The 25,034-nt window shown below is 67.2% G+C and carries 24 protein-coding genes, 1 tRNA gene, 1 pseudogene and 1 riboswitch; of the genes and pseudogenes, 14 read left to right on the top strand and 12 right to left on the bottom strand.

Features of this window, described 5'->3' with window-relative positions:
- Both Q7V15_RS11365 and Q7V15_RS11360 read right to left on the bottom strand, forming a co-directional pair.
- Positions 1-1,133: pseudogene (locus Q7V15_RS11365) on the bottom strand (excinuclease ABC subunit A); the annotation flags it as partial.
- 106 nt (positions 1,134-1,239) lie between these two features.
- The gene (locus Q7V15_RS11360; RefSeq protein WP_304755677.1) at positions 1,240-2,448 is read right to left on the bottom strand and encodes a dipeptidase; all 1,209 of its coding nucleotides are present in this window, start codon (positions 2,446-2,448) and stop codon (positions 1,240-1,242) included.
- 204 nt (positions 2,449-2,652) lie between these two features.
- Here Q7V15_RS11360 and Q7V15_RS11355 point away from each other — a divergent pair, with 204 nt between their 5' ends.
- Positions 2,653-4,230 carry an ABC-F family ATP-binding cassette domain-containing protein gene (locus tag Q7V15_RS11355; RefSeq protein WP_304755676.1) on the top strand — a complete coding sequence of 526 codons (1,578 nt, stop codon included), beginning with the start codon at positions 2,653-2,655 and terminating at the stop codon, positions 4,228-4,230.
- On the opposite strand, the gene Q7V15_RS11350 is transcribed toward Q7V15_RS11355, so the two are convergent.
- From Q7V15_RS11350 to Q7V15_RS11330, 5 genes are all read right to left on the bottom strand, one after another.
- The gene (locus Q7V15_RS11350) at positions 4,217-4,648 is read right to left on the bottom strand and encodes a PaaI family thioesterase (protein WP_304755675.1); all 432 of its coding nucleotides are present in this window, start codon (positions 4,646-4,648) and stop codon (positions 4,217-4,219) included. The genes Q7V15_RS11355 and Q7V15_RS11350 overlap by 14 nt on opposite strands.
- 8 nt (positions 4,649-4,656) lie before the next feature.
- On the bottom strand, positions 4,657-5,151 hold the full coding sequence (locus tag Q7V15_RS11345; RefSeq protein ID WP_304755674.1) for a 6,7-dimethyl-8-ribityllumazine synthase: 495 nt from the start codon (positions 5,149-5,151) through the stop codon (positions 4,657-4,659).
- Positions 5,152-5,238: 87 nt separating this feature from the next.
- Positions 5,239-5,399: riboswitch (FMN riboswitch) on the bottom strand.
- A 66-nt stretch (positions 5,400-5,465) separates the two neighbouring features.
- Entirely contained in the window at positions 5,466-5,909 is a 444-nt protein-coding gene (locus Q7V15_RS11340) for a flagellar basal body protein (protein ID WP_304755673.1), read from the bottom strand.
- Positions 5,910-5,914: 5 nt separating this feature from the next.
- The gene (locus Q7V15_RS11335; protein WP_304755672.1) at positions 5,915-6,235 is read right to left on the bottom strand and encodes a rod-binding protein; all 321 of its coding nucleotides are present in this window, start codon (positions 6,233-6,235) and stop codon (positions 5,915-5,917) included.
- Positions 6,235-7,341, bottom strand: coding sequence for a flagellar basal body P-ring protein FlgI (locus Q7V15_RS11330; RefSeq protein WP_304755671.1), 1,107 nt, complete (start codon positions 7,339-7,341; stop codon positions 6,235-6,237). Before Q7V15_RS11330 ends, Q7V15_RS11335 begins: the two co-directional genes overlap by 1 nt.
- A 208-nt stretch (positions 7,342-7,549) precedes the next feature.
- On the opposite strand from Q7V15_RS11330, the gene Q7V15_RS11325 reads away from it, so the two are divergent.
- The gene (locus tag Q7V15_RS11325) at positions 7,550-8,008 is read left to right on the top strand and encodes a flagellar assembly protein FliX (RefSeq protein WP_304755670.1); all 459 of its coding nucleotides are present in this window, start codon (positions 7,550-7,552) and stop codon (positions 8,006-8,008) included.
- Positions 8,009-8,080: 72 nt separating this feature from the next.
- Entirely contained in the window at positions 8,081-8,506 is a 426-nt protein-coding gene (gene dksA / locus Q7V15_RS11320) for an RNA polymerase-binding protein DksA (RefSeq protein WP_304755669.1), read from the top strand.
- A gap of 45 nt (positions 8,507-8,551) precedes the next feature.
- Here the strand turns inward: dksA and Q7V15_RS11315 are convergent, their stop codons facing one another.
- Positions 8,552-9,160: a TIGR00730 family Rossman fold protein gene (locus tag Q7V15_RS11315; protein ID WP_304755668.1), complete on the bottom strand. Its 609-nt coding sequence runs from the start codon at positions 9,158-9,160 to the stop codon at positions 8,552-8,554.
- 100 nt (positions 9,161-9,260) lie between these two features.
- On the opposite strand from Q7V15_RS11315, the gene Q7V15_RS11310 reads away from it, so the two are divergent.
- Both Q7V15_RS11310 and Q7V15_RS11305 read left to right on the top strand, forming a co-directional pair.
- A complete protein-coding gene (locus Q7V15_RS11310; RefSeq protein ID WP_304755667.1) occupies positions 9,261-10,025 on the top strand; it encodes a hypothetical protein in 765 nt (254 codons plus the stop codon).
- 91 nt (positions 10,026-10,116) lie between these two features.
- Positions 10,117-11,871: an ABC transporter ATP-binding protein/permease gene (locus Q7V15_RS11305; protein ID WP_304755678.1), complete on the top strand. Its 1,755-nt coding sequence runs from the start codon at positions 10,117-10,119 to the stop codon at positions 11,869-11,871.
- 4 nt (positions 11,872-11,875) lie between these two features.
- Here Q7V15_RS11305 and Q7V15_RS11300 read toward each other — a convergent pair whose 3' ends face one another.
- Together Q7V15_RS11300 and Q7V15_RS11295 are read right to left on the bottom strand one after the other, a co-directional pair.
- Positions 11,876-15,112 carry an efflux RND transporter permease subunit gene (locus tag Q7V15_RS11300; protein WP_304755666.1) on the bottom strand — a complete coding sequence of 1,079 codons (3,237 nt, stop codon included), beginning with the start codon at positions 15,110-15,112 and terminating at the stop codon, positions 11,876-11,878.
- A 27-nt stretch (positions 15,113-15,139) separates the two neighbouring features.
- Positions 15,140-16,201 (bottom strand): efflux RND transporter periplasmic adaptor subunit, encoded by a 1,062-nt coding sequence (locus tag Q7V15_RS11295; protein ID WP_304755665.1) that lies wholly within the window; start codon positions 16,199-16,201, stop codon positions 15,140-15,142.
- Between the two features lie 245 nt (positions 16,202-16,446).
- Here Q7V15_RS11295 and Q7V15_RS11290 point away from each other — a divergent pair, with 245 nt between their 5' ends.
- The gene (locus Q7V15_RS11290; RefSeq protein WP_304755664.1) at positions 16,447-16,887 is read left to right on the top strand and encodes a VOC family protein; all 441 of its coding nucleotides are present in this window, start codon (positions 16,447-16,449) and stop codon (positions 16,885-16,887) included.
- A 39-nt stretch (positions 16,888-16,926) separates the two neighbouring features.
- On the opposite strand, the gene Q7V15_RS11285 is transcribed toward Q7V15_RS11290, so the two are convergent.
- Positions 16,927-17,002 (bottom strand) — tRNA-Asn (locus tag Q7V15_RS11285).
- Between the two features lie 311 nt (positions 17,003-17,313).
- On the opposite strand from Q7V15_RS11285, the gene Q7V15_RS11280 reads away from it, so the two are divergent.
- The 5 genes from Q7V15_RS11280 (at position 17,314) to phnE (Q7V15_RS11260) (ending at position 21,937) form a co-directional block, all read left to right on the top strand.
- Positions 17,314-18,288 (top strand): sensor histidine kinase, encoded by a 975-nt coding sequence (locus tag Q7V15_RS11280; protein WP_304755663.1) that lies wholly within the window; start codon positions 17,314-17,316, stop codon positions 18,286-18,288.
- Between the two features lie 142 nt (positions 18,289-18,430).
- The gene (gene phnD / locus Q7V15_RS11275; protein WP_304755662.1) at positions 18,431-19,378 is read left to right on the top strand and encodes a phosphate/phosphite/phosphonate ABC transporter substrate-binding protein; all 948 of its coding nucleotides are present in this window, start codon (positions 18,431-18,433) and stop codon (positions 19,376-19,378) included.
- Entirely contained in the window at positions 19,375-20,232 is an 858-nt protein-coding gene (locus Q7V15_RS11270; RefSeq protein ID WP_304755661.1) for a PhnD/SsuA/transferrin family substrate-binding protein, read from the top strand. The genes phnD and Q7V15_RS11270 overlap by 4 nt, the downstream gene beginning before the upstream one ends.
- Positions 20,229-21,116 carry a phosphonate ABC transporter, permease protein PhnE gene (gene phnE / locus Q7V15_RS11265; RefSeq protein WP_304755660.1) on the top strand — a complete coding sequence of 296 codons (888 nt, stop codon included), beginning with the start codon at positions 20,229-20,231 and terminating at the stop codon, positions 21,114-21,116. Before Q7V15_RS11270 ends, phnE (Q7V15_RS11265) begins: the two co-directional genes overlap by 4 nt.
- Positions 21,116-21,937 (top strand): phosphonate ABC transporter, permease protein PhnE, encoded by an 822-nt coding sequence (phnE, locus tag Q7V15_RS11260; RefSeq protein WP_304755659.1) that lies wholly within the window; start codon positions 21,116-21,118, stop codon positions 21,935-21,937. The genes phnE (Q7V15_RS11265) and phnE (Q7V15_RS11260) overlap by 1 nt, the downstream gene beginning before the upstream one ends.
- Here phnE (Q7V15_RS11260) and Q7V15_RS11255 read toward each other — a convergent pair.
- Positions 21,934-22,806: a PfkB family carbohydrate kinase gene (locus Q7V15_RS11255; protein ID WP_304755658.1), complete on the bottom strand. Its 873-nt coding sequence runs from the start codon at positions 22,804-22,806 to the stop codon at positions 21,934-21,936. The two genes, phnE (Q7V15_RS11260) and Q7V15_RS11255, sit on opposite strands and share 4 nt — an antisense overlap.
- A gap of 182 nt (positions 22,807-22,988) precedes the next feature.
- On the opposite strand from Q7V15_RS11255, the gene phnC reads away from it, so the two are divergent.
- Genes phnC through phnN form a run of 3 tightly spaced genes read left to right on the top strand, consistent with a single transcriptional unit; the run spans position 22,989 to position 25,010 of the window.
- Positions 22,989-23,771 (top strand): phosphonate ABC transporter ATP-binding protein, encoded by a 783-nt coding sequence (gene phnC / locus Q7V15_RS11250; protein WP_304755657.1) that lies wholly within the window; start codon positions 22,989-22,991, stop codon positions 23,769-23,771.
- On the top strand, positions 23,771-24,463 hold the full coding sequence (locus Q7V15_RS11245) for a hypothetical protein (protein WP_304755656.1): 693 nt from the start codon (positions 23,771-23,773) through the stop codon (positions 24,461-24,463). The genes phnC and Q7V15_RS11245 overlap by 1 nt, the downstream gene beginning before the upstream one ends.
- The gene (gene phnN, locus Q7V15_RS11240; RefSeq protein ID WP_304755655.1) at positions 24,390-25,010 is read left to right on the top strand and encodes a phosphonate metabolism protein/1,5-bisphosphokinase (PRPP-forming) PhnN; all 621 of its coding nucleotides are present in this window, start codon (positions 24,390-24,392) and stop codon (positions 25,008-25,010) included. Before Q7V15_RS11245 ends, phnN begins: the two co-directional genes overlap by 74 nt.
- Positions 25,011-25,034: the final 24 nt, after the last annotated feature.

Here is a 25,034-nt window from a genome sequence, read left to right as displayed (position 1 = left end):
ACCTCATACTTGCGGGCGTTGTCGTCATAGACGAAGTGGATCTTCTGACCCTTGGAGCCGTGCAGCACCACGTCCCTGGCGGCCTCGGGCAGCTTCCACCAGGGCTCGTCCATGGAAAAGTCGTAGTGACGGGCCAGCGCCTGCAGGGTCTGGGTGTAGAGGGGCGAGGGGCCCTTGGACCAAGGGGCGACCGCGCCCTTGTGCAGGGGCTTGTCCTTGTCCGGGATCACCAGATCGGCGTCGAAGGTGAGTTTGGCGCCCAGACCATCGCAGGCCGGACAGGCGCCGAAGGGGTTGTTGAACGAGAACAGCCGCGGCTCGATCTCGCTGATGGTGAAGCCTGACACCGGACAGGCGAACTTTTCCGAGAAAATGATCTTCCGCGGCTCGGTCTCACCCTCGGCCACGTCGGCCCATTCGGCGGTCGCAATGCCGTCGGCCAGCCGCAGGGCGGTCTCCAGGCTGTCGGCGTAGCGGCTGTCCTGGTCGCGCCGGGTGACCAGCCGGTCCACGACGATGTCGATGTCGTGCTTGAACTTCTTGTCGAGAACCGGGGCGTCCTCAATGGGATAGAAGGTCCCGTCAATCTTGAGCCGTTGGAAGCCCGCCCGCTGCCACTCGGCGATTTCCTTACGGTACTCGCCCTTGCGGCCGCGCACCACGGGGGCCAGCAGATAGAGCCGCTCGCCATCGGGCAGGGCGGTCAGCTTGTCGACCATCTGGCTGACGGTCTGGCTCTCGATGGGCAGACCGGTGGCCGGGGAGTAGGGGACGCCGACCCGCGCCCACAGGAGGCGCATATAGTCGTGAATCTCGGTGACCGTGCCGACGGTGGAGCGGGGATTGCGGCTGGTGGTCTTCTGCTCGATGGAGATGGCCGGAGACAGACCCTCGATCAGGTCCACATCGGGCTTGCTCATCAGCTCCAGGAACTGGCGGGCATAGGCCGAGAGGCTCTCCACATAGCGGCGCTGACCCTCCGCATAGATGGTGTCGAAGGCCAGAGAACTCTTGCCTGAACCGGACAGACCGGTGAGCACGACCAGCTCGCCCCGCGGGATGTCGACATTGACGTCCTTGAGATTGTGCTCGCGGGCGCCGCGCACGCGAATGAAGTTCAGCTGATCGGCCATGATTGTCCTGGAAACCGTGCCGGCCGCCCAGGTTCCAGGCGGCCGGTTTCTATGTAGTGCCGGGACTCAGAGATAACACGAGAACAAGAGGCGAACAAAGTCCCCGTCAGCGGGCGGCTGCGGCCTGGACCTGCTCCATCACCCGCAGGACATTGCCCCCCCAGAACTTGTCGAGATCCGACTGGGTGAAGCCTGCGGCCACCAGCCGTTCGGTGAGGGCGGGGAAGGTGGTGACGTCCTCCAGACCCTCGATCCCGCCGCCGCCGTCGAAGTCGCCAGACAGGCCCACGTGGTCGATACCGACGGTCTCGACCACATGCAGGATATGCTGCATCAGGTCGTCCATATTGGCCCGGGGCAGGGGGTATTTCGCCTCGATCGCCGCCCGTTCAGCCAGATAGGCCTCGCGCTGTTCAGGCTTCACGTCCCGCTGCGGCCCATACTTCTCGGTGAGGGCGATAAGGGCCGCGTTGCGCTCGGGAATCCGCGGCGTCTCCACCATATAGCCGGAAAACGCGTTGACCTGGATGACGCCACCCTTGTCGGCCAGCTTGCGCAGCAGGTCGTCGGGAATATTGCGGGGGTGGTCATAGACCGCCTTCACCCCGGAGTGGGACAGCACCAGCGGCGCCCGCGACAGCTCCAGCATCTGGTCCAGGGCCGCGTCCGACGCATGGCTCGGATCGATGACGATCCCGAGGTCATTGGCGTGCCGGACAAAGGCGCGCCCCTTCTCGCTCAGGCCGCCCCATTCGGGCCCGGCGGGATCGGTGGAGGAGTCCGCCAGGTCGTTATTGGCGAAATGGACCGGCCCCATCATCCGCACGCCCAGGCGATAGAAGGTCTGCATCAGCGACAGGTCCCCGGCCAGCGGCGCGCCATTCTCCAGGCTGATGAAGACGAATTTCCTGCCCTCGGCCACTGCGGCGCGGGCCTCATCGGCGGTTGTCACCAGCACGAAGTGCTCGTGATGACGGGCCGTCATCTCGAGAATCTCCACGGTCCGGAGCAGGGCATGGTCGCGTGACCACATGTCCGCCACGACATCGCGACCCCGCTGAGGGGTGAAGACCACGAAGACGCCGCCGTCCACGCCACCTTCCACCATGCGCGGATAGTCGACCTGGGTGCCGTCCACCGCATAGTCATGCCGGTCCATGATGCTCCAGCCCCGGGCCGAGAAATTGGCCGGGGTGTCGAAGTGGGTGTCCAGGACGATCGCTCGCTCGTGCATCTGCGCCGGGGTGGGCGCCTGGGCGTGTGCGCCGCTGGCGGCGAGGACGAGGAAGCTGGCGAGCAGGGCGCGTCGGAACACTGGGCGGAACTCCTTGGAGGCTGATGGCGCAGTTTGGAGGCAGGGGCATGGCGGGCGCAATGGCGAGGCTTCCTCAACCATGGAGAATTGCGCCCCTGAGCCTCGGCGACTATTTATCGCCCACCCAAAGAAGGAGTCCCGACATGCGCCTCGCGACGGAAGCCCGCCTCGCCCCGCCCGCAAACGTCGCCCGGACTCCCGCCCATGCCCTTCGTCACCCTGGACAGCCTCTGCGCTCGCACCCCTGACGGCCGTCTTCTCTTTGACAATCTGACCCTTTCCCTTGGGCATGAACGCACCGGGCTGGTCGGCGCCAATGGCGCGGGCAAGTCGACCCTCGTCAGAATGATCCTTGGCGAGTCGGCGCCAGCCTCAGGGTCGGTGGCCGTTTCGGGTCGGATCGGCGTCCTGCGCCAGCGTGCGGGGCCGCCAGAGGGACGGGTCGCCGATCTGTTGGGCCTCGCCACGCCTTTGGCGCGCCTGGAGCGTATCCAGCGGGGGGAGGGGAGCGGCGCCGACCTCGACGAGGCCGACTGGACCTTGGAGCCCCGACTCGCCGCGGCTCTGGAGAGCCTGGACCTGGCGGGCCTGGATCTTCACCGGCCAGCCGCCAGCCTCAGCGGCGGGGAGGCGACCCGGGCGGCCCTGGCGGGCCTGCTGGTCCAGGCGCCCGATCTTCTGATCCTTGACGAGCCGACCAACGACCTGGACGCCGCAGGCCGGGTCCTGGTCGCCGAGGCGGTGTCCGCCCATCCTGGGGGCGTCCTGGCGATCAGCCACGACCGAGCCCTGTTGCGGCGGATGGACCGGATCCTGGACCTGACGAGCCTCGGGCCACAGATTTATGGCGGCGGCTATGATCTCTATGTGGCGCGGAAGGCCGAGGCCGCCGCCGCAGCAACGCGGGCCCTGGAGACCGCCGAGACGGAGGCCGCCCGTGTCGCCCGGGAGGTCCAGGCTGACCGCGAGCGCAAGGCCCGTCGGGACGGCGCCGGGCGCCGCTTCGCCGCCCGGGGCAGTGAGCCGAAGATCTTGCTGGGCGCCCAGGCCGAGCGCGCCGAGAACAGCTCTGGCCGCCTGGACCGTCTGGCCGAACGCAAGACCGAGGCTGCGACCGACCAGCTGGACGCCGCCCGCGCCCGGGTCGAGGCCGTTCGGCGTCTGGGCTTCTCCCTGCCGTCCAGCGGGCTGGCGCAGGGCAAGACTGTGCTGGCCGCCGAGGGCCTGCGCCTTCGCGCGCCTGATGGCCGAATGCTCATTGACGGTCTCAACCTTCAGATCGCTGGTCCCGAGCGCCTGGCGCTGAGCGGACCCAACGGTTCAGGCAAGTCCACCCTCCTGCGGGTGCTCACAGGCCAGCAGGCGCCGGCCGCCGGAGCGGTGCGCCAGGGGGTCGCGCCGGCGATCTTCGACCAGCAGATGCGGTTGCTGTCGCCCGACGAGACCCTGCTGGAGGCTTATCTGCGGCTGAACCCTCAGGCTGACCGCAACGCCGCCCAGGCGGCCCTGGCCCGGTTCCTGTTTCGCAACCGGGCGGCCGAGCGCAAGATCGCCGAGCTGAGCGGCGGCGAGCGCCTGCGGGCCGCCCTGGCCTGCGTGCTGCTGCGGCCCGATCCCCCGCAGCTGCTGGTGCTGGACGAACCCAGCAACCACCTCGACCTGGACTCCCTGTCCGCAGTCGAGGCGGCGCTCGGCGCCTATGACGGCGCCTTGCTGCTGGTCAGCCATGACCGCGATTTCCTCGCCGCCGTCGGCGTCGATCGCGAGATCAGCCTGGGCTAGGCGGCCGCCGGACCACCCGGAACACCCCGTCGGCCCGGGCGCACGGCGCGCCGTCGGCCGTGACGAAGGCCTGGGCGAAGCACAGGGTTGCGCCGGGCCTCACGAAGGCGGTCTCGAAGGCCAGCCATTGCCCCATCTGGGCGGCGGCGAGGAAGTGCAGGCTCAGGCTCACCGTGATCAGCGAGGCTTCGCCGCCGAGCCTGCGGGCGCAGGACAAGCCCATGGCGTTGTCGGCCAGGGCCGAGATGAGACCGCCATGAACGAAGCCGCGGCCATTGGCGTGCGGCTGAGCGGCGCGCAGGCCAAGGATGACAGCATCGTCTGTCGTTCGAGCGTAGAGCGGCTCCCAGGGATCGGTGACCGGGCTCTTGCGGACATGGGGTTCAAAGCCCTCTGGGGGCGGCGCGAGGAGATCCATGACCGACCTCACGCCGCGGCCAGGCGGGCGAGGCTTTCCAGCGTGCCGGCGCAGGCCTCGGCGGCCTCCTGGCCCTTGATCCGGAAGTGGGCGGTGAAAAAGTCCTCATGCGCCTTGTGCTCATGGAAGTGGTGCGGGGTCAGAACGACGGAGAAGACCGGCGTCTCCGTGGCCAATTGCACCTGCATCAGGGCGGCGATGACGGTCTGGGCGACGAAATCGTGGCGGTAAACGCCCCCGTCGACAACGAAACCCGCCGCGACGATGGCGGCGTAGCGGCCGGTGCGCGCCAGGCTTTGGGCATGGAGGGGAATCTCGAAGGCGCCTGGGGTCTCGAAACGGTCGATGCGTTCCGGGCCAAAGCCCTTTTGCGCGATGGCTTCAAGGAAGCCCTCATAGGCCTGATCGACGATCTGCCGATGCCAGAGGGACTGGACAAAGGCGATGCGGCCGGCGCGGAAAGCGCCGTTGGCGGTGGGAAGTTCAAAGGCGGCTTGGGTCATGGTCGTTTCCCTGACGGGTGGATGAACCACGACTCAGGGGCGCGCTGGACGGACCATGCGGGCGCACGCGCCCTCAAGGTGTCGTCCAACGGTTCTCATAACCGGACTCTAACCGTCGGCCCCGGGATCACACCGGGTCTGCTCGTCCTTGGCGGCATGGAGCCGCCAAGCGCCCGCGGGCTCGTCCGGGTCGTTAGAGACCCGGCATTACCGCCGGTGGGGAATTACACCCCGCCCTGAGAACGTAGATCGCCGGAACCCCCGGCGACAGGTCCAGCCTAGCCCCAACCCACCGCGGCAAACAAGCGTTTGAATCAGGCGCGCTTGTTGAGGGTGATGGCGGATGCGGCCTTGTTGACGGCCTGGTCAGATCGAGGACCATAGCCGGCGGCCTCTCCCCGTTGGGCGGCCACCTCATCAGCGATCGCCCTCACCAGGCCCTCGGTGACGGTACGGGCCGCCGCGATGGCGCGACCCTGGCGGGCGAGCACGGCGTCAAAGGCCTCGGTCGCGCGGACCAGGCGGGCGCGAAGCACGACGGGGGCGGCCGCCACCAGTTCCGGATTGGCCCGGATCCGCGCTGATTCATGGCGGTAGACATTGGCCAGTCGGGTGGTCTCCTCCAACTGGTCGGCGGCCTGTTGGGGACGTCCGTCCTCGAAGGCCTGGGCGCTCAAAGCGACCAGCTCGGTCAGACGCTCGGTCAGCAGGCTCAACTGTTCGACGCGGTCATTCGCGTCCGTCGCGGCGATCGCCATGGCGGCTACTCCTCCAGGCCTTGTAGTTTCAACATTTCCCGGGCCACCGTGTCGGCCAGGCCGACGCCGCCGCTCTTGGTGGTCTCCCGGGCGAAGGCCTCGGTGAGGAAGGAGCGGAACTGGTTTTCCGCCTGCCCGCCGCCGAACGGAGCCGACACCTCGGTGGCGGTGAACATCTGCTGCATCATGATCGACAGGAATGCGGCCTCGAAGTCCTCAGCCGTCTTCTGGATCTGACCGCGTTTGGCCAGGGCGGCGGTGTCCTGAGCCCCGGGCGCGACGCCGGTCCCGGGGGCGATGGCGGAGATGGGCGACAGGGCGTTCATCACATCACCTCGATGTCGGCCTGCAGGGCGCCGGCGGCCTTGATGGTCTGCAGGATGGAGATCATGTCCCGCGGCGTGACGCCCAGGGCGTTGAGACCGGCCACAAGGTCGGAGAGGGAGGCGCCGTTGCGCACGGTCAGGAACTGGCGGCCCCGCTCTTCCTCCACATCGACGGCGGTCTGGGGGATGACGACAGTCTGGCCCTGGCCGAAGGGCGCCGGCTGAACGACATCGGGGAATTCCTGCACGCGGATCGTCAGGTTGCCCTGGGCGATGGCGACGGTGGAGACGCGAACGGCCTCGCCCATGACGATGACCCCAGACACCTCGTCGATCACCACCTTGGCGGCGTTGTCAGGCTGGACCTGCAGGTTTTCAATCTGGGCCATGAAGGCGGTCATGTCGTGCCCTGCGGGGGGGCGGACAGCGACAATGGTGGGGTTCTGGGCGTGGGCGGTCCCAGGGAATTGGCGATTGACCGCCTCAGCGATCCGCCGGGAGGTGGTGAAGTCGGGATTGCGCAGGGTCATGCGCATCTGCCCCATGGAGGCCAGCTGAAAGCCGATTTCGCGTTCGACTATGGCGCCGCTGGCGATGCGTCCCGCGGTGGGAACGCCCTTGGAAATGGACGTGCCGGAGGCGCCGCCAGCCGAGACCGAGCCGGTCTGAACCGTGCCCTGGGCGACCGCATAGGCTTCGCCATCGGCCCCCAGCAACGGCGTCACCAGGAGAGTGCCCCCTTGCAGGCTCTTGGCGTCGCCCATGGCCGAGACCGTGGCGTCGATGGGGGAACCCGCGGCGGAGAAGGCCGGCAACCTGGCCGTGACCATGACGGCGGCCACGTTCTTGGTGTTGAGATTGGCGTCCCGGGTGTTGACCCCCATCCGCTCCAGCATGGCCTCCAGGCTCTGGCGGGTGAAGGGCGCATTGCGCAGGGAGTCTCCCGTGCCATTCAGGCCGACGACGATGCCATAGCCCACCAGCATATTGTCCCGCACGCCCTCGAACTCGACGATGTCCTTGATGCGGGAGCTGGCCAGCCCCGGACCTGCAGTGAGGCCAAGGCAAACCAGAGCTGTGCTGAGGAGGCGCAGGAGGTAGGGCATGAACACTCACCAGGACGAGGGAAGCAGGCCCTGGCTCTTGCGAGCCCCATGCCAAGGGCGCGACTGTAAAAAGTCCAACAAAAACAGCTCTGTGTGCGTTGGTGGGACGAGGTCAGAGCGGACCGGTGCAGAATTTGCCCGGCATTAACCATACCCTAAGCGGCGGAGCCGAAAGTCCCCTCAGTTTGGTTTCGGTGCAGCAGGGCGCATGAAGGTCACTGGTTCAGGTTCTGCAGGATCAACGTCTGGGGCCGGTCGCGCCAAGGGCGCATCCGGCGACGGAGTATTTCAGATTCCGACAGCCAGCGGCGCGGCGCCCGCGGCCGCCGCAGGCCCCGCCGCGGCGGTGGCCTCCGTTGGAGGGCTGAGCGCGCTGCTGGCCCTGCAGGAGGCCGGGGGGCCCCTGGAGCGGCGGCGTCGAGCGGTCAGCCGGGCCGGACGAATTCTTGATGTCCTTGATGAGGTCAAGTTGGCCCTGATCAGCGGCGAACTCAGCCTCGGGCAGCTTGAGCGCCTGACCCGCGCTGTTCGCGAGGAGCGGGCGGCCACGGAGGACGCCGCACTCGAAGGCGTTCTCAATGAGATTGAGACCCGCGCCGCGGTCGAACTGGCCAAACTCGAAATGGCGCGTAACGCTGGTCTTCGTGAGGCGGTGGAGTCGCGTTGAATGTCCGCAGCGTTCTGCTATATAGCCGCCTCCCAAGTTCCGGGGAACCGTCCAGGGGCGTGAGGTATCGTTATGACGGCCACTGTCTTGGCTTTAGATAGTTCTTATCGTCCGTCTGAGGACGAAGAGTTCATGAATGAGCGCCAGGTCGAGTATTTCCGGCTGAAGCTCATGAGTTGGAAGGAAGAGATTTTCCGGGAGAGCCGGGAGACCCTTTCTCATCTTCAAAACGAAACCGAAAACCTGCCCGATGACGTCGACCGGGCCTGGTCGGCGACCGACCGGGCGCTGGAGCTGCGCACCCGGGACCGCCAGCGCAAGTTGATCTCGAAGATCGACGAGGCCCTTCGCCGTATCGAGGATGGCAGCTACGGCTATTGCGAGGAAACCGGCGAACCCATCGGTCTGGCCCGTCTTGAGGCTCGCCCCATCGCCACCCTGAGCCTTGAGGCGCAGGAACGCCATGAGCGGCGCGAGCGGGTTCACCGCGACGACTGAGGTCAGGCGCTGACAAGTCGCTGACCATCGCGCCGCGGCGGGGGGTCAGGTGATCCGGGTTGTGGTCAGGACGGCGTCCTCGGCGTCGCCCACGGTCAGGCGGCCGTCCAGCTTCGGCAGGATGTCGGCGACCCTCGCGGCGACGGCCCAGCTGTCCATGAAGTCGGCCGGCGTGAGGTTGGCGGCCACGGTATGCTCCAGCAACTTGAACAGCGGGTCCCAGAATCCTTCGGGGCTGTAGAAGACCACAGGCTTGCGATGCAGATCGAGCCGGCGCCACGACAGCAGCTCGATGATCTCCTCAAGGGTGCCGATGCCGCCCGGCAGGACGACAAAGCCGTCGGACCGCTCGAACATGATCTGCTTACGTTCGTGCATGGAGCGCACGACGATGGTCTCCACCACCTCCAAGGCCCGCTCACGGCTGGTGAGAAACTGAGGGATGATCCCCAGCACGTCGCCGCCAGCCTCATGAGCGGCCCGGGCGCAGGCGCCCATCAGCCCAACCCCGCCGCCTCCATAGATCAGGCGGCGGCCGTCGGCGGCCAGGGCGCGGCCCAGCCCGGCGGCGTCAGCCAACAGGCTGGGGGCCGCGGCGTCGGAAGAGCCGCAGAAGACACAGACAGACTCGATGGCGGGGGGCGAAGCGCCCATAGGGTGTTGACTCCTGGAACGTCGTCGGCGCGCCAAGCGGGCCGGGGAATCTGTGTAGCTAGGGTCTGACATGATGCGATTCAAGCAAACCCTCCTCAGGATGGCGCTGGCCCCGACCCTGGCCCTCCTGGGTCTGGCGGCCTGCGGCGAGGCGCCTGTGGGGGCCGGCTCTCCGCTGAACCGGGAGCCTGCGCCCCGCTCGACCTATCTTTCGCCGCCCCAGGCCCTGACGATCGATCCCGCGGCTGAGGGGCTGGTCCTGATCGGCAAGGCTACGCCGGGAGCCAGCGTGCGCCTGGCGACGCCGGACGGGGAGGTGCGGACGGCCGAGGCGGGAGGGGATGGGGGCTGGCGGATCGCCCTGGACGCCAGCACGGCCCCGCAGATCTTCGGCCTGTCCATGACGATCGCCAACCGCACGGTGCAGGCCGAAGGCTATCAGCTGGTCCTTCCGGACGGCCGGCTGGTGCTGTTGAGAGCCGGAGCGGGCGCCATCGTGGTCCAGGGCGCCGAGGCTCCGGGCATCCTGGCCTTTGATTTCGACGAAGAGGGCGGGGCGGTGATCTCCGGGATCGCCGCGGCGGACGCCAGCCTGTCGGTCAGAATCGACGGCCGCACTGTTTCCACCAGCGGCCGGGCCAACCCCCAGGGGCGCTTCAATCTGCCTTTCGGCGCGCCCGTTCCGTCGGGAACGCACCAGATCCGTGTTCAGGGGGAGTCGCTGGATCTCAGCGCCGAGGTGGACGCTACACCTGCCCCCGCCATCACCGCCGGCGCTTTTCGCGCGGCGCGGACACCCCATGGATTGAGGGTCGATTGGCTGACTCCTGGCGGCGGTCTGCAGTCGACCCTGTTGCTGGACTGATGGGAGAGGCGTCTTGAATCCCCCAGGACTCGCCCGAGGGCGGGGCAATGGCGAGCCGGCCGTGTCCGCCGACTTTCGCTTCTGGCCCGCCATGGCCGACCTCGGGGCCCTGGTCATGCGCTCGGGCGCGCCGCAGCTGCGCCTGCGGCTGACCGCCGCCGTCATCCTCGTGCTGATCGGAAAGGTGGCCGCCGTGCTCGCCCCGGTCATGCTGGGGGAGGCGATCAACACCCTGTCGGTCTCCAGCGGCGCGGTGGTGGTCGGAACGACCTTTGTGGGCCTGGCGGTGGCCTTCGCCGGGCTTCGGCTCCTGTCGGCCTGCGCCCCCTTCGCCCGGGATGCGGTGTTTACGGCGGTGTCCCAGTCCACCATGGCCACCGCCGCGGTGGAGGGGTTTGGCCATGCGGTCTCCCTGTCCCTGGACTTTCATCAGAGCAAGCAGACGGGAACTCTGGCGCGGGTGATCGAGCGGGGCGCGCGCTCGACGGACTTCCTGATCCGCAGCGTGGTCTTCAATCTCGGCCCGACGGCGGTGGAACTGCTGCTGGCCATGGGCGTGATGATCGTGCGGCTGGACTGGCGATTCGCCGCCACGGCCTTTGTGACCGTGGTCATCTATGCCGTGGTCACCTTCAAGATCACCGACTGGCGGCTGTCCCATCGCCGGGAGCTCAATGAGGCTGACGCCAGCGCCGCGGGGCTGTCGGTGGACGCCCTGATGAACTTTGAAACCGTCAAGACCTTCGGGGCCGAGACCCGGGCGGTGGACACCTATCGCACGGCGCTGAACCGTTATGTCGGGGCCGCGGTCAAGGCCAACACCTCCCTCTCCCTGCTCAATGGCGCTCAGGCGGTCATCCTGAACCTGGGGCTGGCGGTGATGACGGTCCTGGCCGGCCTTGAGGTTGCGGCCGGAACCATGCGCATCGGCGATGTGACCATGGCCATCCTGCTGCTGATCGGCATCTATGCGCCGCTCAACATGCTGGGATTCAACTATCGCGAGATCCGTCAGGCCTTCATCGACATGGAGCAACTGGTGGCCCTGACCGGCCGGACCCCCGACATCCTTGATGCGGCCGGGGCCCAGGACCTGCCGCCCGCCTCGCCGGACGGCGCCCGGCTGGAATTCCGCGAGGTGGGTTTCCGCCATGACGCCCGCAGCCAGGGTCTGCTCGATGTCAGCTTCGTCGCCGAGCCTGGCGCCACCGTGGCCCTGGTCGGTCCGTCAGGGGCGGGAAAGACGACCGCTGTGCGCCTGGCCCTGCGCCTGATCGACCCTCAGGAGGGCGCGATCCTGCTGGACGGGCTGGACCTCCGTCAGGTCCGTCAGACCGCCTTGCGCCAGGCTGTGGCCCTGGTGCCCCAGGATGTGGCCCTGTTCAACGACACCTTGCGGGCCAATATCGCCTTTGGCCGGCCGCAGGCGGGCGCGGCGGACATCGAGGCGGCCGCCCAGGCGGCGGAACTGGGTCCGTTCATCGAAGGCCTGCCGGACGGCCTCGACACTCAGGTTGGGGAGCGGGGGCTTAAGCTGTCTGGGGGCGAACGCCAGCGGGTGGGGATCGCCAGGGCCCTGCTGGCCGATCCACGCCTGCTGATCCTGGATGAGGCCACCAGCGCCCTGGACGGACGCACTGAGGAAGCCATTCAGGCGACCCTTCGCAAGGTGCGCACGGGGCGGACCACACTTGTGGTCGCCCACAGGCTCTCGACCATCGTTGACGCCGACCTGATCGTGGTGCTGCGCCGGGGCCGCGTCGTCGAACGGGGAACCCACGACGCCCTTCTGGCTGCGGCGGGCGAGTATGCGGCCCTATGGCGGCGTCAGACCCGCCAGCGCTGACGTCCTATTCGGCGGCCCTGGGCAGGGTTTCCTCGTTCGCCGCCGCACGCCCGGACCGGGGCCGCAGGCCGAGCTTGCGCCCGCCCCAGCCGGCGGCGCGGCGCAGCCGCTCACCATAGACCTTGGGCGCAGCCAGCATGACGGGGGTCAGGACGAGGGTCAGCAGGGTGGCGAAGGACAGCCCCCAGACCACGGCGGCCGACAGTTGCACCCACCATTCCGATCCTGGCGCCCGATACTCGATATGCCCGACCCGGAAGTTGGGATGCAGCTGGAACATCAGCGGAAGCAGGCCGACCACGGTCACCACGGTGGTCAGGATGACCGGCCGGAACCGTTGGGTGGCCGCTCGCACAGCGGCGTCGTCGGCGGCGTACCCTGAACGGCGTAGCTGATAATAGGTGTCGACCAGCACGATGTTGTGGCCCACCACCACCCCAGCCAGGGCGACGATGCCGGTGCCCAGCATGATCACCGAAACATAGTTGAAGGTGCCCAGCAGGTTGATCTGCACCCCCAGAAGCACCCCGACGGTGGATAGCGCCACTGCCGATAGGGTGACGACCACGCCGTAAAAGCTGTTGAACTGCCAGAGCAATATGATGCCCATCAGGAACAGGGACACCGCCATCGCGACCACGAAGAACTGCGCGGCCTCCTGGCCCTCCTGATCGGCGCCAGTGAATTTCCAGCGAACCTCATCGCTGATTTCAGCCTGCTCCAGCCAGGGGCGCAGTTCGGCGATCTTCTGGTTGGCGGCGACTCCCTTGATGGCGTTAGCCTGGACGATCACCAGACGCTGGCCATCCCGTCGCTGGATGGTGGTCACCTGCTGGGCCGGCGCCTGGCGGATGAAATAGCTGGCCGGAACGGGGCCGAGGGCGGTCGAGATCTTCAGGTCGTCAAAGGCCGCAATATTGCGCGCCTCCGGCGGGAAGCGCACGCGGATGTCCAGTTCGTCGTCCGCATCATCGGGGCGGAAGCGGCCCACCAGCACGCCGGTCGTGACGAACTGGATCGCCTGACCCACTGAAAGAACGTCGACCCCATAGCGTCCGGCGGCCTGACGGTCGACCGTCAGGTTGAGTTCGATGCCTGGGGAGGTGCGGTTATCCTCCAGTTCGAACAGTTGGGGATCGGAGGCCAGCCGCGCGCGGATCAGGTCGGCCGCGGCGTTCAGCGCTTCTGGATTCTGGCTGCGCAGCTCAACCTGCACGTCCTTGCCCACCGGCGGACCGCCCTGGGGCTCACGCACCTCGATCTGCACCCCCGGCAGGTCGGTGAGGCGCGTGCGAATGTCATTGACGATGTCCGCCCCGCGCAGCCCAAGCTCGCCACGCTCTTCGAAGTCGAGCAGGTCGACCTGCAGCCGTCCAACCGTGTCGTTCGGCGGCCCGCCGCCGCCGCCGCGGGAACTTGCGGCCCCGGAGCGGGTGTAGATGGAATCGACGCCGCGAACGTCCAGCAGCCGTTCTTCCACCTGCCGGACCAGGACGTCATGGGCTTCAGGCGACAGGTTTCCCCGCGCCTTTACATAGACCTGGGCCCATTCGGGATCCTCATCGAGGAAGAACTCCGTGCGATGGGTCGACATGGCGAACCAGGCGACGATCGCCACGACGATCAGCAAGGTGGCGGCGAAGGTTCGGGTGGGAGCAGCCCCCAGGGTCCACAGGGCGCGGGCGTACCAGCCCATGAAGCCGGACATGTCCCTGGGATCGCCGCGCTCGGATTTTTCAATCTCCGCCAGATGCGCCTCGTCCACCGCGGTCTTGCGGCCAAAGATCGACCCCAAGGCAGGGGTGAAGATCAGGGCCACAAAGATCGAGGCGCCGAGAACGTACATGAGCGTCAACGGCAGGAAGCTCATGAACTTGCCCGGGATCGAGTTCCAGAACATGAACGGCAGGAAGGCGCAGAGCGTCGTCAGGGTGCCGTTCAGGACCGGGAAGAACATCCGCTTGCCGGCGGCGGCGAAGGCCTCTTCCTTGGGCAGGCCCTCGGCCATTTTGCGGTCAGCGTATTCGACCACGACGATGCCGCCATCCACCAGGATGCCGACGGCCAGGACGAGGCCGAACATCACCATCTGGTTCAGGGTCACGCCAGAGGCGTTGAGCATCAGGAAGGCCAGCATGAAGCAGGCCGGAATGGCCGCGCCGACCATCAGCCCCTGACGGATGCCCAGGGCCGCGACAATGATCATCATCACCAGGATGGTGGCGATCAGCAGGCCCGACTCCAGGACGACTAGGGTGCGGTGAATGAAGTCGCTCTCATCGAAGGTGTAGGAGACCTTGATCGTCTCTGGCCACCGAGCCTGTTCCTCGGTCACCGCGGCGCGGACGGCGTCGACGGTGTCAAGAATGTTGGCGCCGCTGCGCTTGGAGACCTCCAGCGACATGGCCGGCTGCCCGTTGTAGCGGGTGATGAAGTTGGGTTCTTTGAAGGTGCGGCGGACATCGCCGATGTCGGCGACCGTAATGACCCGGTCGCCGCTCTTCTTGATCGGCAGGCTCAGGATGTCGGCCGGCTCTTCGACGACCCCCGGCACCTTGACCGCAAACTGGCTGCCGCCTGTGCGAAGGCTGCCTGCGGCGACCAGCTGGTTGTTGCGGCTGATCACCTGGGCCAGCTCACCGGTCGTGACGTTGTAGGCCTCCATCCGCAGGGGATCGATGGTGACCTCAAGCATCTCCTCGCGCCCGCCGGTGAGGTTCACCTCAAGCACGCCTGGGGCGGATTCCAACCGATCTTTCAGCGCCCGGGAGATGCGATAGAGCTCCCGTTCCGGCGCCGCGCCCGAGAGCACGATGCCGATCACCGGCTCGCCGCTGAAATTAGCCTCCTGGATGATGGGTTCTTCGGCGTTCGGGGGGAACTTGCCCCGGGCCAGGTCCACCTTGGCGCGAACCTCAGACAGGGCCCTGTCCTTGTTGAAGTTCACTTCGAATTCGAGATTGACGATGGCCACGCCCTGGCGGGCGGACGAGTTCATTTCTTTCAGCCCCTCGATGGACTGCAACTCCACCTCGAGGGGCTTGACCAGCAGGCGCTCGGAATCCTCCGGGCTGACGCCGGGATAGGGCACGACCACCGACACGAACGGGAAGTCGATGTCCGGGTTGGCCTCCCGGGGCATGGCCAGATAGGCGAACAGGCCAAAGATGCTGGCGATCAGGGTGACGCCCAGCACCACCTTCCGCCGCTTGATGGCGCCGTCGATCAGCGGACCGATCATACTCTCAAGCCTCCTGTGCGGCGCGCCCTAGCGGGCCAGCGCCACGCGAACCTTCTGGCCCTGGTCGACATAGGACTGGCCCACTGTGATCAGCCTGACGTCTCCGCTCAGGCCCCGCACCCAGACGCCGTCCGGCGTTTCCTCGGTCACCTGCACGGGCGTGAAAACGACGAGGTCGCCCGGCCCCACATGGCGAACGCCCTGCCGTCCCTCGGCGTCGAGCACCATGGCCGACGGCGGAACCAGATGCGCGGGACCAGAGGCCGTCGTGATCCGCACATCGGCCGAGAGACCCGAACGGGTCGCCATCTGCGGGTTGTTCGCGATGATCTCGAGGCGATAGGTGCGGGTCTGGGGGTCGGCCTCGCGACCCACAAAGCGGACCTGGCCAGACAGGACTTCTCCTGACACCAAGGTGGCGGTGGCGGGCTCGCCGCTGCGAATTCGACCGGCCTGGGTCTCTGGCACGTTGCCGACAATAAGGATCGGGTTCAGCTCAATCAGGGTGCCGCAGGGCTGACCAGGGGACAGATAGGTCCCGATCTCAGCTTCGCGGTTGTCAAACACGCCGGCGAAGGGCGCGCGGATATTGACCTGCTCCAGGGCGATTTCCGCCTGCCGGACGGCCGCCGCCGCAGCATCCAGACTGGCCTGATCCTGCAGCACCTGGGTCTCGGAGCGATAGCCCTTCTCGGCCAGGGAAGCCGAGGCCTTGTGTTGCAACTCACGGGAGCGGAGCGCGGCCCTGGCCTGGTCGAGGGAGGCCTGGCGGGCGTCCACCGACAGCCTGCACAACACCGCGCCCCTTTGGACAAAGGCGCCCTCCCGGGTCGGCGTTGCGGCCACCACGCCCGATGTTTCGGCCCGGACCACGACGCTGCGAGCCGCCTCTGTGCGTCCGCGCAGGGTGACGACATAGGGCCGTATGGCCTCTGGGGTCAGGGCGACCTGAACCTGCGGAGTCTCGGAGGTTTCGGCGGCGGTCTCGGCTGGCGCGCTGTCGCCGCCCAAGAGAGACATGCCAACGAAATAGACCACCAAGACGCCGAAAACGGCGAGGATAAAGATATGAGACGCCTTGAGACGCATGCTGTTTGTTTCCCCCAGCCTCTCCGGCGGCGTTAAAGCCCGGCGCGACTGCATTCCCACGTTCTTTGGGACACCGCCGCCGCTTGTGAGGCGCACTCGGCACACGTGCAAATGAATTCGCAGACAGGATGCGATTGACGCCGCGACTGTGCCTGACGAACCTCAGTTGAGGGCATAGAATGGTCCTGTAGCCCGTTGGTCCTGGCCGGCGCGCCCACACCTCAGAGTAACGACGGAGCCCCTTGATGCGATATCTCCACACCATGGTTCGGGTGCGCGACCTGGACGCGTCCCTGGACTTCTATTGCGCTAAGCTCGGGCTGACGGAGGTCTCACGGGTTGAGAACGCCGCGGGGCGATTCACCCTGGTCTTCCTGTGCGCCCCTGGGGACGAGGACCTGGCGCGGACACAGCGCGCACCGATGGTTGAGCTGACCTATAACTGGGATCCGGAGGACTATCAGGGCGGCCGAAATTTCGGGCACCTGGCCTATGCGGTGGACGACATCTATGCCGCCTGCAAGCGGCTCATGGACGGCGGGGTGGTGATCAACAGGCCGCCCAGGGATGGCCACATGGCGTTTGTGCGATCGCCGGACGGCATTTCGGTCGAACTGCTGCAATCGGGCGCAGCCCTGCCGCCGGCCGAGCCCTGGGCGTCCATGGGCAATCAAGGGCAGTGGTGAGGCGAGGGGACATCCGGCCAGACGGCGGATGAAGAACGGTGGCTCCCCGAGCAGGACTCGAACCTGCGACAAGTCGGTTAACAGCCGACTGCTCTACCAACCGAGCTATCGGGGATCAGCACCGTAGGGCGGCGGCTATACGCCGGGTGGCCGGGCGGTGCAAGTCTCCGGTGGCGTCCTATCCACAGGCCCGGTCAAAAAAGAGCCCGGCCGAAGCCGGGCTTGAGAAGGTTGGTGATGGTGGGGTGTCTTCAAAGAAGACCTCTCGAAGGTGGTTGTTTATGGTTAAGGCAAGGTTAACGGCGCCGGCGACCGCTATCTCGCCTTTGGCATTGTCGGCGGACCGATAGACAAGCAATCTCCGAGGCCCTAGAGCGCATGGCCACGGCGATAGGCCCACCGGCCGCCTAGGGGTGGGCAACCAAATTGATTCGGATATTTCAGCAGCACCCGGTTCTTGCCTACGCCCTCGCCATCCTCAGCGCCGGCTTGGGCTTCTATGTGCGCTGGGCCCTGGATGGCGTGCTGCCGCCGGGCTTTCCGTATCTGACCTTCTTTCCAGCGGTGATTCTCACAGCCTTCCTGGCGGGGCTCTGGCCAGGGATCCTCTGCGCGATTTTGTCGGGCCTTTCGGCCTGGTGGTTTTTCATCCCACCGACCGGCTTTGGTCTGTCAGGCGCGAGCGCCCTGACCCTTGTCTTCTTCGTTTTCGTCGTGGCCGTCGACATCGCGGTGATCGAACTGATGCGCCGGGCCCTCGTCAGCCTTGGCCATGAGCAGATCCTGACCGCGCAGCTTTATGAGCGGCAGCGGGTGATGTTTCAGGAGTTGCAGCACCGGGTGGCCAACAACATGACCTTCGTGGCCGCACTGCTGCAGATCAAGAAGCGGTCCATCGACAACCCGCAGGCCTCGGAAGCTCTGGACGAGGCCCGCGAGCGTCTGGTCACCATGGCCCAGATCCATAGGCGGCTGTACGATCCCGCCACCATTGAACTCAGCGTGTCGGCGTCGTTGCGGGAGCTTTGCGACGATCTGATCCAGGCCGCAGGCGTTGGCGGGGTGACCTGTTCGGTGGAGGCCGATGACGTCAATCTCGACACCACGCGGCTGGTGACGCTCTCCCTGCTTGTGGCTGAGGTGGTCACCAACTCCCTGAAGCACGCTTTTGGGAGCCGCCGAGAGGGACAGATCACCTTGCATCTCGCCCCACGGGGCGATGGGCGAGCGGTGCTGACCATCGCCGATGATGGGCCGGGCTTTCCGGCGACCATCCCAGACCTGGAGGGGCGCAGGAGTCTGGGCTTCGGCATCATGCACAGCCTGGCCACCCAACTCGACGGCCAACTTGAATTTCCCCATGGCGCTGGCGCCCAGGTGCGCCTGACCTTCCCAGCTTAAGCGGCCCGGACCCGACAAGTGCGGCGGCCATTGGCCCGCCGTCCCATGGCGGTGTCACCGCGGCTTCACGTCCAGATGCGAAACCTCGGCCCCGACGCCGGGTCGTTCGCGGCGCCGCGACTTGACAGCGTAGAGGTTCCCCATGCGGCGACGATCCGGTGCGATCCTGGCGGCGATCGGCCTTGGCCTTGCGGGATGCGGCGGCGAAGCCAAGACCACCGACGGCGCCTGGCAGAGCCAGATGCGGGAGGTCCGGATGGCGGTCCGCGGGTCGGAGGACGACCCGATGATCACCCGGCGCCTGACCGCCTATAAGACCTATATCGGCAAGGCCACCGGCCTGCCCGTCAAGCTCTACGAATCCTCGGACTTCAATGGCACTATCCAGGCGCTTTCCAGCGGCCAGGTGGACATCGCCACCATAGCTGGCGGCGGCTACGCCAATGTGGACGCCCAGATTGGCGATCTGGCCCAGCCGATCCTGACGGTCCGCCAGGCGGAAGGTGACACCGGCTACTATTCCGGCCTGCTGGTCATGGCCGACAGCCCCTACCGTTCGATTCAGGACCTGAAGGGCAAGACCCTGGGCTACGTGGATTTCAACTCCACCTCCGGCTACCTGTTCCCCCGAAAGATGATGCGTGATCAGGGAATTGATCCGGACACCTTCTTCGGCCGGTCGAGCTTCGCCGGCGGGCACACCCAGGCGGTGATGGCCCTGGACAACGGCCAGTTTGACGCCACGATTATCCAGGCCGGGGGCGGGGACCCCGAGCACGGCTTCACAACAGGCGCCCACTTCACCATGGCCCGGCGGGGCGTGGTCGATCTCGACGATTTTCGGATCATCTGGACCGCTGGCCCGATCCCAAACAGCGCCATTGTTGTCCGCACCGACCGTCCGCAGCCGTTCATTGACGCGGTCCGCGGAGCCATGGCGGCCTTGCCCTACGACGATCCGGAGGTCTGGCGCGACATCGGCCAGCCCGACGGCGCGGCTTACACCGCCGTGACGCGCGAACACTACGCCCCGATCATCAAGCTCCGCGCCGAAGACATCGCCGCGCGTCGCAGCGGAGTGCGCCAATGAGACGCATCGCCTTGGCCGCTGGCGCGGTCCTGTTGAGCGCCGCCCAGGCTCAGACGCCGGTTCTACCCCTGCGGGTCGCCGACATCACCGGGGAGGCCGGGCCCTGCGGGCCTCTGCCGCCCAGCGCGCCCGCCGGTCAGAAGGCCTATTTCGATCTGCTGGCTGAGCGGCTCCAGACCGATGTCCTGAACTGTCCGATGGCCGACGCCGCGACCGCAGCCGTGGCCCTGGCGGCGGGGGAGATTGATCTGGCCAGGCTTGATGGCGCGGCCTTTGCGCCGGTGGCCGGCAAGACACGCAATGTGCTGACTGTTCGGGCGGCCGGGGCGCTGAACCGAATCCCCGTGGTGGTGGCTGCGGCCCAAGGGGCGCCGTTCCGGACCCTGCCGGATATGGCCGGGGCGAGCCTCGTCTTCGGCGGCCCCCTGAAGGCCAGCCTGGACGTCCCTCGTCGGGCCCTGTCCGACTACGGCGCCGACGAGGCCTTCTTTGGTCCGCAGACCGTCGCCCGCGACTATGACGAGGCCGCCGTCCGCCTGCGCGCCGGCGAGGCTCAGGCCATGGTGCTGCATGCGGGCGCCTGGCAGAAGCTCTGCCGCGGCGACCACCCGGGCGAAGATCGTTGCCAGGACCTGCGGGTCATCTGGCGCCAACGGCCGGTGGCCGACCAGGCGTGGTCGGTGCGAACCGATATAAGCGATGACCGTCGCTTTCGACTGATCGGCATCCATGTGGCGCTGCATAACGAGGCGCCGGAGGCCTTCGCCTGGGCCGTGGGGAGGGCAGGGGGCGAAGAGTTCGAGCCTACCGAGGCTCAGGCCCTGCTGCACCAGGGACCCACGGTCGGGTCATGAGCATCCAGCATCCGGCCGTCGAGGCCTTTGAGCGGGAGCGTCGACGTCTGCTGATCCGCCAGCGGACCCAGGCCGCCGTCGGCCTGGCGATTTTCTCGGTGCTGCTCCTGGTCTCATTCCAGCGCAGCCAGTTCTTCGGGTCTGAAATCGGTGGTGATCCCCTGGGACGCATGGCCGACTTCCTGCAGCGGATGAATCCTGGCCTGCAGGCCGATCTCCTGCTGGAGGATCGTCAGACCCGCGGCTCGCTGCATTCCTGGTTCTACGCTCTGCCGATCTGGCTGCGGGCGGCCTGGCAGACTGTCGAGATGGCGATACTCGCCACAGCAATGGGCTCGTTTCTGGCGCTTGGCGCGTCCTTCCTCACCGCCCAGAATCTGATGCCCTTCGCGCCTGTGCGTTTTGTGGTGCGTCGCATCCTCGAGGCGATCCGCACCCTGCCGGACCTGATCATGGCCCTGATCCTGGTGGCGGCCTTCGGGGTTGGCCCTCTGGCTGGCGTGCTGACCCTGACCATCTCGACCATGGGGAGCCTCGGCAAGCTGTTCGCCGAGATCAACGAGGAGATCGATCCCCGCCAGATGGAGGCCCTGCAGGCCGCCGGCGCCGGATCCTTGAAGAAGATCCGCTATGGGGTCATGCCCCAGGTTCTGCCCAACTACGCCTCCTACGCCCTCATTCGGCTGGAGGGGAATCTGGCCGGCGCCGCAGCCCTCGGCATCGTTGGGGCAGGGGGCATCGGCCTCGAGCTGCAACGGGCCATCACCTACACCGAGTTCGACACCTATCTGGCGATCCTGATGATCATCATCGCCATGATCTTCCTGATCGACCTGTTCTCAGAAGCGGTGCGTCATCGCCTCATTGGTCTGGAGAAGGCCTGATGCCGCGGCAAGCCTATGACCAGGCCTTGAACATCGCGCCGGACGCCCTGCGGGCGCCCTGGACCCGCCGGGCGCGCGACGCCGCCCTGTTGGCGCTCGCCCTGGCCGCCCTGGTGGCCATGGCGATCGATCTGGAGATGGCGCCGGGAGCGCTGATGGCCGGATTTGGCAAGCTTGGCCGCTTCCTCGGCGAGATGTTTCCGCCCTCATCGGGCGGTCAGTCCGAGCGGATTCTGAAGGCTCTGGCGGAAACCTTCGCCATGGCCTTCGCCGGCACCGCCATTGCGGCGGTGATCGCCCTGCCCTTGGGGATTATCGGCGCCAAGACCGTGGTGTCCAACCCGGTGCTGCACTTCGTGTTTCGGCGGTTCCTGGATATCTTCCGAGGGGTTCCGGCGCTGGTCTGGGCGTTGATCCTGGTCTCGGCCTTCGGACTTGGCCCCTTCGCCGGGGTGGTCGCCCTGGCGCTCGCCGACATTCCCAACCTCGCCAAGCTGTTCTCCGAGGCCCTGGAGAACAGCGACCCCAAGCCGATCGAAGGCGTCCGCTCGGCCGGCGCCCCGCCCCTGGCGGTGATGCGTTTTGGCCTGGCCCCGCAGTTCGCGCCTGTGGCCACCAGCCAGACCTTGTTCTTCCTGGAGGGCAATTTCCGCAACGCTGGCGTCCTGGGAATCGTCGGCGCCGGCGGCATCGGCTTCGAGCTGGACGAGCGGATCCGCATCTTCGCCTTCGACGAAGTGGCCTTCATCATCCTGCTCTACATGATCGCCGTGGCCTGCCTCGACACCCTGTCGCGGGCGCTGCGCAACCGTCTGGCCTAGGCGAAGGGTCGGTAGGCGCCAGGGCCGGCGTCCACGGGCGCCGAACTGGCCAACCCGACCGTGACGGCGCCCCAGGCGCAGGCGTGCTGGAGCGCCGCCTCCATGCCGGCGCCGGCCGTGAGGGCCTCCAGCAGGCCGGCGGCGAACACGTCGCCCGCGCCGGTGGAGTCTATGACCATTGCAGGGGGTGGGCGCACGATGATCGGCGCGCTCATGCTGTAGGCGCTCGCTCCGCCAGCCCCGTGGGTGACGACAATGGCCGAGAGGCGCGGCCCAAAGACTGCCCTCGCGGCCTCGAACGGCGAGGCGAGGACGCCAGGATCAAGGTCGTCGGCCGAACAGATCACCACGTCGGCGGGCCCGGCATAGGTCGGCGCCGGCCAGTGGACCACCACCGGGCCGCGGCTGTGGCTCGCCCAGGCGTCGGATCCTGGATAGGCGGCGCGCACATAGACGCCGTCTGGCTGAACCTCTGGATGGTCCGAGGGCGAGGGAAGCGCCGGCAGGGTGATGCGGGCCCGGTCGAAATCCAGGCCAAGCACCAGGCGCTCGCCGTCAGGCTCGATGAGGATCAGGGTTGTCCGGCTGGCGCCTGGCCGGCGCCCCACCAGGGTGATGTCGAGGCTGGCGGCTTTCGCCATGGCGATCGACTCGTCGCCGCCGTCGTCCGCGGAGACCAGGCTCGCGAGCCTGGCGATATGGCCGGCCTTGGCCAGGGCGACCCCCGCATTGGCGCCACCGCCGCCGAGGCGCGGTCCGAGCCGGCCCATCAGGCTGCGGCCCGCCATACGACCACCACGTTCCAGCCTGCCCTCCAGCCAGACCGGACGGTCCAGGGCCAGCGCGCCGATCACCAGAAAGTCCGCCATGGGGTCGCCTCCGCCGTCCTCCTTAGGCTTGGCCGGTGACGCGGGCGAGACACCTCGCCGCAGTCCGGCCGACAAATCCCCCCTTGGTGCGCCCGGGGCTCTCGGAGGCCGTCATGCTGAGGTCACTGGGGCGGGCTAAACGGCAAGGGATCAAGAGCTTACCGCCGAACCCTGGAGGCAGGATGCTGGAGCTGCGCAACGTGACCAAGCGGTTCGGGGAGGTCAGCGCCGTCGACGGCGTGTCCTTCAGATGCGACCGCGGCGAGTTCATCGGGGTGATCGGGCGCTCGGGCGCCGGCAAATCGACCCTGTTGCGCATGATAAACCGTCTGGCTGAGCCCACCTCGGGGCAGATCCTCTGGGACGGCGAGGATGTGGGCAGGCTGAGGGGCAAGCCGCTGCGCCGCTGGCGCCGCCGCTGCGCGATGATTTTCCAGCAGTTCAATCTCTGTCCGCGCCTGGATGTGATCACCAATGTACTGGTGGGCGTCCTGGCCGAACGACCGACGGCCACGTCTCTGCTCAAGATCTTCCCCGCGGAGGACCGCGCCCGCGCCATCCTGGAGCTCGACCGTCTGGACATGGCCCAGGCGGCGCTGCAGAGGGCCGCGACCCTGTCTGGCGGACAACAACAGCGGGTGGCCATCGCCCGGGCCATGCTGCAGGAGCCGGACATGCTGCTGGCCGATGAGCCAGTGGCTTCTCTCGATCCCATCAACACCGAGGTGGTGATGGAGGCGCTCGAGGATGTGTGCCGTGAGCGGGGCATCCCCGTCATCGTCAACCTTCACAGCCTGGACATCGCCCGGCGCTATTGCACGCGCATTATCGGCATGTCTAAGGGCAAGATCATCTATGACGGCGCCCCTTCGGGCCTGACGCCAGATGTGGTCGACAGGATCTATGGCGTGCGCACCGGCCGCGCCGGGCGGGCCTTCGCCACCCAGGCCGTGGCCGCCGCCTGATGGGTCTGAGACTCGCCGACCGGCCCCTGTCGCCGGGCTATCGCTATTTTGAGCGTTTCACGCCGCCGGCCGAACCCGCCGAGAAGACGGGGGGGCCTGAACCCGCCATCAGCGCCCAGGCCCAGGTGCATGACAGCATCCTTGGCCCTTGGTGCCGGGTGGGCGCGCGCACCAGCCTGTCGGAAACCGCCATGGGGACGTTCAGCTATATCGTGAACGACTCCAGCGCAGCCTATGCCGAGATCGGCAAGTTCTGCTCCATCGCCCGGGACGTGCGGATCAATCCGGGCAACCACCCGACCTGGAAGGCGGCCCAGCATCACTTCAGCTATCGGGCCATCTCCTATGAGCTTGGGGACGAGGACGACCAGGACTTCTTTGAGTGGCGGCGGTCCCATACCGTGACCCTGGGCCATGACGTGTGGCTGGGCCACGGGGTGACCGTGCTGCCCGGCGTCACCGTGGGCACCGGCGCGGTTGTCGGGGCCGGCGCGGTGGTGTCCAAGGATGTGGCCCCGTTCACGATTGTGGGCGGGGTGCCGTCCAAGCCGATCCGTGAGCGCTTCCCCAAGGCGGTGCAGGACGGCCTTCTCGCGATCGCTTGGTGGGACTGGGATCATGAACGCCTCGCTGACGCCCTCGACGACTTCCGCGCCCTCGACGCTGAGGCCTTCGTCGAAAAGTACGCCTGAGGCCGGCCTGCTGGTGCTGGTGGTCGGCCCTTCAGGGGTCGGCAAGGACACCCTGATCGACGGGGCCCGGGCGGCCCTGGCCGACAATCCCGCCGTCGTCTTCGTCCGCCGCGACATTACCCGCCCGGCCGAGGCCGGGGGCGAAGACCACCAGCCGGTCAGCGAGGCTGACTTCCAGCGTCGCGAGGCGGCCGGCGACTATGCGCTGTTCTGGCGGGCCCACGGCCTTTCCTACGGCGTGCCGGTGGACATCCTGCAGGATCTGGCCCTGGGCCGCCGGGTTGTCGCCAATGTATCCCGCGGCGTGATCGACGAGGCCCGACGGCGTTTTGGCGGGGTTCGCGTCGTCTCGGTCACCGCCGATCCCGAACAACTCGCCGAACGCCTGCGTCGCCGCGGCCGGGAGACGGAGGCCGAGATCGCCGACCGCATCGCCCGCGCCCGGGCCTACAGTATCGCCGGCGATGATGTGATCGTGCTGCGCAATGACAGCTCCCGCGAGGCCGGCGTCATGGCGATGATGAGCGCCATTCTGAGAGCCAGTTGAGCCTGGAGCCCGTTGATGGTTCTG

It is taken from the genome of Phenylobacterium sp. (genome assembly GCF_030651755.1).
Lineage (GTDB): Bacteria > Pseudomonadota > Alphaproteobacteria > Caulobacterales > Caulobacteraceae > Phenylobacterium.
The sequence above is the reverse complement of the archived record's forward strand: the minus strand, read 5'-3'. Positions and strand labels throughout refer to the sequence as shown.